Source organism: Coprobacter fastidiosus (assembly GCF_982245605.1).
Window position 1 is genome coordinate 15,345 of record NZ_CEVCIF010000017.1, and the last position, 11,418, is coordinate 26,762.

Sequence of the window (11,418 nt, forward strand, 5' to 3'; positions counted from 1 at the left end):
AAACCAATCAACTTATCCGGTATTTTTTGTTTAGGAGAAGGTAAACAACAATGTAAAAATTACTATATTATGAAAAGAGATGCGATTGATTTGAAAACAGTAAATGTGTTTACTTTATTCAGAAGGTATTTCATCCCTACTTTATTAGGCATGTTGAGTATGTCTGCTGTGACGGCAATAGACGGTATATTTGTCGGACATGGTGTAGGCAGCGATGGCATTGCGGCTATTAATATTTTAATTCCGGTATTGATGTTCTTTACCGGAGTCGGATTGATGGTCGGTGCTGGTTGTTCGGTTGTCGCTTCTATACATTTATCTCGAGGCAAACAAAATACGGCACGTATTAATGTGACGCAAGCTTTATTTTTTGTTACCATTATTGCAGCGTTACTTTCGTTTTTAATGATGATATTTCCAGATGATACGGCTTATTTACTCGGTGCTTCGGAACATCTACGCCCTATGGTAACAGACTATTTGCTTTGGTTTGTACCATCGTGGATATTTCAAATTTGGATTGCTGTTTCTTTGTTTATTATCCGTCTTGACGGAGCACCGAAACTGGCGATGTTTTGTAGTCTTGTAACAGCGGTAATTAATGTCGTACTTGACTGGATTTTTATCTTTCCTTTCGGTTGGGGAGTAATGGGTGCTGCTTTAGCAACATCTATAAGTATTATTTCGGGTGGGATAATTGCTATTTTATATTTGTTGTTTTTTGCCCGTCGGTTACGCCTGTATCCTTTGAAGTGGAGTGTAAAGAGTTTTCGTTTATTTGTCAGGAACATTGGCTATCAATGTCGCATAGGTTCTTCGGCTTTATTAGGAGAAGCTACATTAGCGGTATTAATGTTTGTTGGCAATCAGGTGTTTATGCATTATTTGGGTGACGATGGTGTAGGAGCATTTGGTATTGCTTGTTACTATATTCCTTTTGTGTTTATGGTCGGAAATGCTGTTGCTCAGTCGGCACAGCCGATTATCAGTTATAACTTTGGCCTTGGATATAGAAAACGAGTGACGGAAGCCGTAAGAATAGCATTGTTAACGGCGGTTTTATGTGGCGTGGTAGTAACGGTCGTATTTGTGGCTTGTCCGGATTTTTTGGTAGGTCTTTTTATTGATAAAGATAATGTCGCAGCCCGTATAGCAATCGAAGGTTTTCCTTATTTTGCAATAGGATTTGTATGTTTTATTTTTAATTTAACAGCTGTCGGTTACTACCAGAGTGTCGAACGGGCGAGACCGGCAACGTGGTTCGCTTTATTACGAGGTTTTATATTTCTTGTTCCGAGTTTTCTTATATTACCCGACTTATTGGGAATTGAAGGAATATGGCTGGCTTTACCTTTGTCGGAGATTGTGACAACTGTCGTTATAATCGTGTTTTATCATTATCGTAAAGAGAATGATTGATTAGAGAGAGCAGTCCGAAAAGAAATTCAAAAAGTTTGAAGGTATGTTTTGATCGGAAAATTTACGACAGGTTCTAAATGAAAATGAAAAGATCGGTATAATAAATATTTTGTAAATCTGTAATTTTGGTTATATTCTCTGTAATTTGTTTACAGATTTTTTGAGCTATCATATTTAAATTTGTACAGTTGATTGATAATAAATTTATACATGAAGAAATTATTGTTATCGTTGTTATTCGTTTTTTTTGTTACAGCATTAGTGATAGCACAAAACAAAAATGAGAAATTTGTTGAAAAAAGTATGAATAGAGTAGATTTATGTAAAGAAAATTATACAAAGTTATTTGGAGGAGAGGCTTTGACAGGGAAAGGAACAGATCCGGAATTGATGGATATTTTGCAAAAGTTTATTTTCGGTGAAGTTTTTAAAACCGGTAGCCTTGATATAAAGACTCGAGAAATGATTACTTGTGTCACTTTAACCGCAATGCAAACTTTACCTCAGTTGAAAACTCATTCTATGGCTGCATTAAATGTGGGTGTTACTCCGATAGAATTACGTGAGGTTGTTTATCAATGTGCGCCGTTTATCGGTTTTCCGAGAACACTGAATGCAATAGAAACGCTTAATGAAGTTTTTAAGGAGAGAGGGATTGCTTTGCCGTTAGAAACTCAAGGAACAGTCTCCGAATATAACCGTTATGAGAAAGGAAGCGACATTCAGACTCCGTTATATGGAACGGAGATAAGAGATGCGTTGAACTCCCTTCCTCAAGGAATGGGGGAGGATGTTTCCCGTTTTTTGACGGAAGTGTGTTTTGGCGATTTTTATACTCGTAATGCTTTGGACATTAAAACTCGCGAATTATTATCTATTTGTATATTGGCGACGTTGGGTGCAGGCAATCAGATTTATTCCCATACGATCGGTAATTTGCGGGCAGGCAATAATAAAGAGACATTATATGCGGCTATGATACAGTGTCTCCCTTATATCGGTTTTCCAAATGCTCTGAATGCCATTAATATCATAAAAGCGGTAGATGTTTCGGAATGAAAAAATCCATCTTATAAACTAAATAATTTTTTGATATGTTACGAACAGTCAGAGTGTCGGTAGCTATAATCTGTTTCTCGCTCATTTCATTATTGTTTCTTGATTTTACAGGGACATTGCATGTTTGGTTCGGATGGCTTGCCAAAATACAGTTTTTACCTGCGTTATTGGCATTAAATGTGGGGGTAATATTGTCTCTTTTACTTTTAACATTGTTATTCGGACGTATTTATTGCTCTGTAATTTGTCCTTTAGGCGTATTTCAGGATATAATAGCATGGTTCGGAAAGCGAGGGAAAAAGTTACCATATACCTATTCCCGTGCACTTTCTTGGCTACGATATGGAATATTGATTGTATTTATTATTGCTGTTTTGGCAGGAGTAGGATCATTCGTTGCGTTATTGGCTCCTTATAGTTCTTATGGCCGGATAGTATCTAATTTGTTTGCCCCTTTATACCAATTAGGGAATAACATGTTCGCTTATTTGGCAGAACGGGCAGAAAGTTATGCTTTTTATGAAGTAGATGTGTGGGTAAAAAGTCTTTCTACTTTTATCATTGCTTTAATCACATTCGGTGTATTAGTCTTGTTGGCATGGCGGAATGGACGGACATATTGCAATACGATTTGTCCGGTAGGAACATTTCTGGGGACCATTGCTAAATATTCCCTTTTTAAACCGGTAATAGATGTTTCTAAATGTAATAGCTGCGGGCTGTGTGCACGGCATTGTAAGGCAGCGTGCATTGATTCTAAAAAACATAAAATAGATTATAGCCGTTGCGTCGTATGTCTGGACTGTTTAGATAAATGTCGGCATGGAGCGATAAAATACATGCGGCGGTCTGCAGTAAAGGATAAAATCAGCAGCCCGGTTGTAACTCAAGATCAGATTGATAGTGCTCGTCGCAATTTCCTTTCGGTATCGGCTCTTTTTGCAGCTACGACGGTTATAAAAGCGCAGGAAAAAAAAGTTGACGGAGGTTTGGCAGTAATAGAAGACAAAAAAATTCCAAATCGTGTGGTGGCATTGACTCCTCCGGGTTCGTTGAGTGTTCGTAATTTTGCAAAACATTGTACGGCATGTCAGTTATGTGTTTCGGTATGTCCTAATCAAGTTTTACGGCCTTCAGGCAGTCTGATGACATTGATGCAACCGGAGATGTCTTATGAACGAGGGTATTGTCGACCTGAATGTACAAAATGTTCTGAAGTTTGTCCGGCAGGAGCGATACGTCCCATCTCTGTTTCTGAAAAGTCTTCTATCCAAATCGGGCATGCTGTATGGATAAAAGAAAATTGTGTAGTTTTGACCGATGGTGTTGATTGTGGAAATTGTGCTCGTCATTGTCCGGCAGGAGCTATACAAATGGTAGCTTCCGACTCTGAAAGTTATGATTCTCCTAAAATTCCGGTTGTGAACGTTGAGCGTTGTATCGGATGTGGTGCTTGTGAGAACTTGTGTCCTGCCCGTCCGTTTAGTGCTATTTATGTAGAAGGGCATGAAATACATAAAACCGTTTAATTAAAGAGAATGGTCATGGAAAAAAATAATAAATCTGGTATAGATCGCCGGAAATTTTTTAAAGTTTTTGGAACTGGGGCTGCGGTGTCGGCAGCCGCATTTTACGGATGTAAAAATAATGCGGGAAGTTCTGTTGCTAGAGGAGAGGGTGAAATACCTACAGATAAAATGACTTATCGGACTTCTCCGACAACGGGAGATAAAGTTTCTCTTTTAGGCTATGGCTGTATGCGATTGCCGACAATATCCCAGCGCGGTGCAGCGGACAATAGTGACGACATTGATCAGGATATGGTCAATAGGCTCACCGATTATGCAATAGAACATGGTGTGAACTATTTTGATACATCTCCGGCTTATTGCAAAGGCCGGTCTGAACATGCTATGGGTATTGCTCTTAGCCGTCATCCTCGTAATAGTTATTTTATTGCGACAAAATTGTCTAACTTTTCACCTGAAACATGGAGTCGTGAAGCATCTATGGCAATGTATCGTAATTCGTTAAAAGAATTGCAAGTAGATTATATAGACTATATGTTGCTTCACGGAGTCGGGATGGGAAATGGTATGGACGAGTTTGAAAAACGTTATATCGATAATGGTATATTGGACTTCTTAGTAGCGGAACGTGAAGCTGGGAGAATCCGCAATCTCGGATTTTCATATCATGGCGATATTAAGGTTTTTGATTATTTGCTTTCGATATATGACACGATGAAGTGGGATTTTGTACAAATTCAACTTAATTATCTCGATTGGAAGTATGCTAAAGAGATTAATCCTCGAAATACGAATGCGGAATATCTGTATAATGAACTGCAAAAAAGAAATATTCCGGCAATTATTATGGAGCCTTTATTGGGCGGACGTCTTTCGAATGTACATGACCATATTGTGTCGCGTCTAAAACAAAGACGACCAGAAGATTCTGTCGCTTCTTGGGCATTTCGTTTTGCCGGATCTTTTCCTGGAGTACTGACTGTTTTAAGCGGTATGACTTATATGGAACATTTACAGGATAATCTTTGGACATATTCGCCATTAAATCCTTTAACCGAAGAAGAGTTCGATTTTTTAGAACAAACGGCCGCACTTATGATGCAATATCCGACAGTACCTTGTAATGATTGTAAATATTGTATGCCGTGCCCCTATGGTATCGATATACCGGGAGTATTGTTACATTATAATAAATGTGTAAATGAAGGAAATATTCCTGAAAATATAGGAACGGAAAATTATAGAAAAGCCCGTCGTGCGTTTCTTGTGGGATATGATCGCAGTGTACCGAAATTAAGGCAGGCAAATCATTGTATAGGATGTAACCAATGTTCGCATCATTGCCCTCAGGGCATTGATATTCCGGAGGAGTTGCATCGAATAGACAGTTTTGTAGAAAAGCTAAAACAAAATGTTGTATGATGACCTCTCTTGTAAATTTGTTACATAAGGAGAATTATTCTTGTGTTATATTCGGTCTCAATGAAACACGGACTTTTAGTCGGAGAGGTGTTATAGATTTATATGATTTATTACTTAATGATCGAACTTTCTTAAAAGGAGCGTTGGTTGCAGATAAAGTTGTCGGGAAAGCTGCGGCATCGTTGATGATACTTGGAGAAATAAGAGAGTTGCATGCAGATGTTATCAGTACGCCGGCTCTGTCTCTATTGAGGAATGCGTCTGTAAAGGTAAGTTTCGGTTGTCAAGTTCCCTATATCAAAAATCGTAATCAAGACGGCTGGTGTCCTTTAGAATCAGCTTGTTTTAAATCTGTTTCTGCAATATCCTCTTTTAGGATTGTACAGGATTTTATGCAGAAAAAGAATGTGAAATAAATGAAAATTATTCTTATAACTCTGATTAAATAGAGTTTGTGATGAACAAAACTCTTGTCTTTAAGGTAATTATAATTGAATTAAAGTATTTAAAAATATGAAAGAAACAACTCTTAATCTTTATGCTCTCGATTATCGAGATATGAGAACATATATGGTGGCAATGTTATTTATATTGGGAAATATGGTATTGCCCCAATTATGTCATCTTATTCCTCAAGGAGGTATTACTTGGTTGCCGATCTACTTTTTTACTCTTATAGGAGCATATAAATATGGCTGGAAAGTAGGTCTATTGACAGGTGTACTATCTCCGATATTGAATTCTCTGTTTTTCGGTATGCCTTTTCCTGAAGTGTTGCCCGGTATTCTTTTTAAATCTGTTGTACTGGCTGTAGCGGCAGGCTATGCAGCAGATCACTTTAAACGTGTATCTATACCTATATTATTAGCCGTTGTTTTGACTTATCAGTTTCTTGGGACATTGGGAGAATGGGCGATTTCTGATGATCTTTACCTTACGATACAGGATTTTCGTATCGGATTACCGGGAATGTGCTTTCAGGTTATAGGAGGATATTTATTTATTAAATATCTAATATATAAATAATTAATAAGAGAAACTAAGGCTGGCTCTAAGAGCCAGTCGAATAATACATAATTATTTGAAGTCGGTTAATCAAAATAATAGCTTTTCGTAAAGAGAGGATTCTTTTTTGTTTTATTATCTATATATGCTTGACGAATCCTTTAAGTCTATAATAAGTTCTCAAAGCAAAATTTAGATAGGCTTTAAATATCCATTAAAATAAAACTCTTATTTTTGCAGCCAGAATAGTGTAAATATGTCTGGTGCTCTCTATATTTTTAATCCCGAGAATGATCTTTCTGTCGCTAATGGCGGTGAAAATTATATGCCTCCTCCTCGAGCCAGAATTATAGCTGAAGATTTGGCGTTCTTGCCGGTTTGGTATGCAGAGAATGGTGATGATGTAATAGTTCCTTCTGAAAGATATATCGATTGGATGCATTCCGAGAGAGCCTCTTTGGGATGCTTTTCTGAGGTTGTGCTAAAGGGTCGTTTACCCGATAAGAATTGGACAGCTTGCATTCCTTGGGGGTGGAGTCCTGAAATTGCCAGACGTTTTTTACGTATGGGGGTATCGGATCGTTTATTACCGGGAAATGTTCTTCTAAAAGAACAGAAACGCTTATATCATAGAAATCAAACACTTGAAATATTAAAAGGACTAAGAGATTATGGAATAGGGGATATCCCAGATTTGTTACCGGAAGAATTATATACGACTGAGTCTGTGTGCCGCTATATACAATCTGCTCCGTTGACAGTTCTTAAAGCTCCATGGTCAGGAAGTGGTAAAGGATTGAGCTGGGGACGTGGTGTATATGATACGACACTTGAGCGCTGGAGTAGAGGAATATTACGTCGGCAAGGAAGTATAATGGGAGAACCGTTTTATGAAAAAGTGCAGGATTTTGCCATGGAGTTTCATTCAGATGGAGTCTCATCCGTAGTTTTTGCCGGGTATTCGTTGTTTGATACAAACAAAAAGGGGGTGTATACCGGAAATATTTTGACTGGAGATGCTGATATATTATCTTGTTTGTCAATTTATGTGGCTACGGAACGTATAGAATCTGTAAAGATAGCGTTACAAGAATTATTGTCGGTAAAAGTTGCACCTTATTATAAAGGATATTTCGGTATCGATATGATGATTTATAAAGAAAACGGTAAGTATCGTCTGAATCCTTGTATCGAATTGAATCTGAGAATGAATATGGGTGTAGTATCCCGCATTTTTTATGATCGTTATACAGCACCCGGATCGAAAGGAATATATGTTGTCGATTATAATCCTGATTCTGCAGCTTTATATACAGATCATTTAACTCGGACAAAAGATAATCCGTTAATTATCCATGACGGGAAAATCATCAAAGGATATTTATCTTTATCTCCACTAACTCCGGAATCTCACTATCGGGCACGAGTAGAAATCTATTAACGAATAATAATATGTATAACTCGATTGGTACGAGAAAGTTACATATCCTAATTATTTTGAAGTCGGAAACATATTTTACAAGCTTTTTGCTTCATTTGTTCAGCTTGTTTCAATGTAATCCTTCTTATTGAAGAAGCATTACACTGCTTTCTCAATTCTCGACATTTGGGATTACGATGATAGATTTTCAATTTGGATTTTGTACAAATATAAACCGCTTCATTTGGTTGCGTTGTTTCTGTCTTGATATCTGTACTAATCAACGGAAAAACAAGAAATAATAGTAATAATAATTTTTTCATGATTAAATGAGAATTTAGGTGTTTAATTCATTAATTGTAAATACAATAGAAGAGATGAAAAGTATTTCCATGTTTATTTTAAAATTTAAATTTTGTCCTTGCTATATCCTTCGTAATAATACGATTGTTCTATCCCTTTAAATATCACTTCTCTATCATCGACTTTTTCGGTTAGTGCCGGTTGCAAAAGAAAACGGAGTTCCAGATCATTGATTGGGCTGCGTCCCATTGCTTGCAGATATAGATCTTTATCAACCATGCGCCAATCAACAACTTTTCCAAGATTCTTTTTCAGAATTAGATCAAGCCATATTCTTGTAGAGCGCCCGTTGCCTTCCATAAATGGATGAGCAATATTCATTTCTACATACTTAGCTGTGATTTCCTCAAAAGTTGTTTCCGGCATTTTTCTATTACAGGAAGTATTACGTCGAGAAACATTGAATTTGCAAAACGAAAGCCTCCTTTAGTAATGTTTTGAGTACGTACCTTTCCGACAAAGTTGTATAGATCGCAGAATAAATACTCATGTATCTGGCATAATCCTTTAGTTTGTACCTACCTCAATGTTATTTATATCACTTGTTTCAAACAAGGCTTTGGCTTTCTCCAGGCTTTGTTCATCTATTATATATTGTTGTTTCTTTTGTTCCATAACCGAAAATTTGTAAAGCGGATCTTTTTGGTATAAGAATAATACGGATTTTTAATTACAAGATATTTTGCAATTAAAAATGTTTGAGTTCTTGATATAGTCGATGTATGGGTAATCCCATAACGTTAAAATAAGAACCGTTAATGCCGTTTACTCCTACAAATCCGATCCACTCCTGTATTCCGTATGCACCGGCTTTATCGAGCGGAGCATAATTTTCTACATAAAAATCGATTTCTTCTTCATCAAGAGTTGCAAATGATACATCGGTAGAAACAGCAAAAGAAATTTGTTTTTCCTGTGTAGTGATGCAAACACCGGTAATCACCGTGTGAATATTTCCCGATAAAGTACGTAGCATATTTTTCGCATCGTCTTTGTCTTTCGGTTTCCCGAAAACCTTACCGTTCAACCATACGATTGTATCTGCGGTGATCAATAGGGTTTTATCGGACATTTCCGGTTTGTAAGCTTCGGCTTTTACCGTAGCAATATATTGGGGAATTTCTTCACCTTGTAATGTTTCCGGATATGATTCGTCTATATTGGGGAGGGCGGTTACTTGGTATTCGATTCCTAATCCGCTCAGTAATTCCCGACGTCTTGGTGAATTGCTTGCCAGCAGAATATCGTACTTTTGTATATGACTCAGCATTTTATAAAACTTTTTATTTATTTTGTTTTGTATTTACCAACCGAAAGCTTCATCAGCCATCCATTTTCCCTGTGCTTTCAGTACCTCTTCTATGACATCCCGTCCACATCCGCATCCTCCTTTTTTGGGGGATATATAAGTTGATATCGCTTTAATTTCAGGTGCAGCGTCAGCGGGGCAAGTAGGTAGGCCTACCAGTTGCATGACTTCATAATCCGGAATATCGTCACCCATATACAGTATCTCTTCCGGTTTTAGGTTTGAAGATTCAATCCATTGATAGTATGCTTCGGTTTTGATTTTTGCACCCATAAAGATATGTTTGACTCCCAATGCGGAGAACCGTTCATGAACGGCTTGGGTACGTCCTCCTGTGATAATTGCTATATTGTAACCTAAACGGACGGCCAATTGTATAGCATATCCGTCTTTTATATTTACCATACGCATCGGTTCTCCGTTGGGATGCAGAGGCACCATATCTGAAGAAAGAACACCATCTACATCAAATGCGAATGCTTTTATTCGAGATAAGTCATAATTTATTTTGCTCATGAGAAATGTTTATTGCAAAAGCGTGAATATTTTTACTCAATAATCGGTAGATTTCTTTTAATTGGTCGTCTTTTAATAGCGATAATTGTTTGTTCATTACATTCTCGTCGTATCTTACAGCAGGACCGGTTTGAGCTGTTACTGGAGATATTTTTTTTATTTTATCAGATGTTTCTTGGATAAGCGGTTGCAGAATGTCAAAAGGTAATCCGTGCTCTTTTAGTAATTTCTCGGATATTGCATACATGTGGTTTGTGAAATTACATGCAAATACGGCAGCTAGGTGAATGTATTTTCGCTGCTCTGAAGATATGACTCTTACATCTTGTGAAATTTTTAAAGCCATATCGGTTAATAACGTAGCATCTTTCTCTGAATTAGCTTCGACAAAAAACGGAATATTTGAGAAATTTACCTTTTTATTTTTACTGAAAGTTTGTAGCGGGTAGAATACTCCATACCTTTTTGCATGTGGCTCGAATACGGACATCGGTATGCTTCCGGCTGTATGTACCCAAAGAGCTTTATTCGGTTTGATAGATCGGATGCATTCTTGTAATGCCGTATCTTTTATTGAAAAAATATAAAGATCTGCCGTATCTTTTATTTGATTGAGGTCATCGGTGTAGTCACAAGATAAGGATGACCCCAATATTTTTGCATTTTTGAGGCTTTTACTATATATCTGGATTATATCGTAACCTTGTTCTTTCATTGCTGACGACAATTGTGTAGCGAGGTTACCAGCTCCGATAAATATTATTTTTTTCATATTTATCTTTTTATGTTACCAATGTTCTATGTGAATCTTTTCCCATTGAGCCTTATCCGGATCAAAAGGCTTTTTTTCTTCATTTTTGTGACCCAGAGTGATAATGGACAAAACTTCCATTCCGTATGGGATTCCCAACATTTCACGGACATAATCTTCAGCAGATTGTCCGTTTTCTGTCAGTCGGTTTCGTATTTGTATCCAACAACTGCCTAGACCGAGATCTTCAGCTTGTAGTTGGATTAGGATTGCCGCAATGGATGCATCTTCGATCCATACATCGCTTTTTGACGGATCAGCAAGAATAACAATAGCCAATTTTGCGCCGGCAATAGGTTTTGCTCCTTGAGCTTTACAGTGAGAAAGTTTTTCTAATTGTTCAGGAATCTCGATCACGACGAATTCCCAACAAAGAGACCGTTTAGACGTCGGCGACATTAAAGCTGCTTCAAGTATTTCTTTTACATTTTCCGGAGAAATGGAATCTTCGGTATATTTGCGAATACTGCGTCTGTTTTTAAGCAGTTCTTTCAGATTTTCCATAAAGTAAATGTTGAATGTTTCTGTACAAAGATACTATATTGTGGTAAAAGCCCCATAAAAA

11 protein-coding genes and 1 pseudogene are annotated in these 11,418 nt (G+C 37.2%); 7 read left to right on the forward strand and 5 right to left on the reverse strand.

Annotated features, from left to right (window positions below):
* The first annotated feature begins 69 nt into the window (after window positions 1-69).
* From AC0UMU_RS06040 to AC0UMU_RS06070, 7 genes are all read left to right on the forward strand, one after another.
* Window positions 70-1,419, forward strand: coding sequence for an MATE family efflux transporter (locus AC0UMU_RS06040; RefSeq protein ID WP_278714048.1), 1,350 nt, complete (start codon window positions 70-72; stop codon window positions 1,417-1,419).
* Window positions 1,420-1,722: 303 nt separating this feature from the next.
* Entirely contained in the window at window positions 1,723-2,478 is a 756-nt protein-coding gene (locus AC0UMU_RS06045; protein WP_278714050.1) for a carboxymuconolactone decarboxylase family protein, read from the forward strand.
* A gap of 35 nt (window positions 2,479-2,513) precedes the next feature.
* On the forward strand, window positions 2,514-4,007 hold the full coding sequence (locus AC0UMU_RS06050; RefSeq protein ID WP_278714052.1) for a 4Fe-4S binding protein: 1,494 nt from the start codon (window positions 2,514-2,516) through the stop codon (window positions 4,005-4,007).
* A 15-nt stretch (window positions 4,008-4,022) separates the two neighbouring features.
* Window positions 4,023-5,429, forward strand: coding sequence for an aldo/keto reductase (locus AC0UMU_RS06055; protein ID WP_278714055.1), 1,407 nt, complete (start codon window positions 4,023-4,025; stop codon window positions 5,427-5,429).
* Complete coding sequence (locus AC0UMU_RS06060) at window positions 5,426-5,845, forward strand: DUF1893 domain-containing protein (RefSeq protein ID WP_278714057.1); 420 nt, start codon at window positions 5,426-5,428, stop codon at window positions 5,843-5,845. The genes AC0UMU_RS06055 and AC0UMU_RS06060 overlap by 4 nt, the downstream gene beginning before the upstream one ends.
* A 97-nt stretch (window positions 5,846-5,942) precedes the next feature.
* Window positions 5,943-6,455 carry an ECF transporter S component gene (locus AC0UMU_RS06065; protein WP_278714059.1) on the forward strand — a complete coding sequence of 171 codons (513 nt, stop codon included), beginning with the start codon at window positions 5,943-5,945 and terminating at the stop codon, window positions 6,453-6,455.
* 235 nt (window positions 6,456-6,690) lie between these two features.
* Window positions 6,691-7,875, forward strand: a complete 1,185-nt coding sequence (locus AC0UMU_RS06070) for a hypothetical protein (protein ID WP_278714061.1) — start codon at window positions 6,691-6,693, stop codon at window positions 7,873-7,875.
* A gap of 387 nt (window positions 7,876-8,262) precedes the next feature.
* On the opposite strand, the pseudogene fic reads toward AC0UMU_RS06070, so the two are convergent.
* From fic to AC0UMU_RS06095, 5 genes and pseudogenes are all read right to left on the reverse strand, one after another.
* A pseudogene (gene fic, locus AC0UMU_RS06075) lies at window positions 8,263-8,832 on the reverse strand (protein adenylyltransferase Fic).
* A 73-nt stretch (window positions 8,833-8,905) separates the two neighbouring features.
* On the reverse strand, window positions 8,906-9,487 hold the full coding sequence (locus AC0UMU_RS06080; protein WP_009316900.1) for a Maf-like protein: 582 nt from the start codon (window positions 9,485-9,487) through the stop codon (window positions 8,906-8,908).
* Between the two features lie 33 nt (window positions 9,488-9,520).
* On the reverse strand, window positions 9,521-10,042 hold the full coding sequence (locus AC0UMU_RS06085; protein ID WP_009316901.1) for a KdsC family phosphatase: 522 nt from the start codon (window positions 10,040-10,042) through the stop codon (window positions 9,521-9,523).
* Window positions 10,023-10,814, reverse strand: a complete 792-nt coding sequence (locus AC0UMU_RS06090; RefSeq protein ID WP_278714064.1) for a Rossmann-like and DUF2520 domain-containing protein — start codon at window positions 10,812-10,814, stop codon at window positions 10,023-10,025. The genes AC0UMU_RS06085 and AC0UMU_RS06090 overlap by 20 nt, the downstream gene beginning before the upstream one ends.
* 15 nt (window positions 10,815-10,829) lie before the next feature.
* Window positions 10,830-11,357 (reverse strand): nitroreductase family protein, encoded by a 528-nt coding sequence (locus AC0UMU_RS06095; RefSeq protein ID WP_278714066.1) that lies wholly within the window; start codon window positions 11,355-11,357, stop codon window positions 10,830-10,832.
* Window positions 11,358-11,418 lie beyond the last annotated feature (61 nt).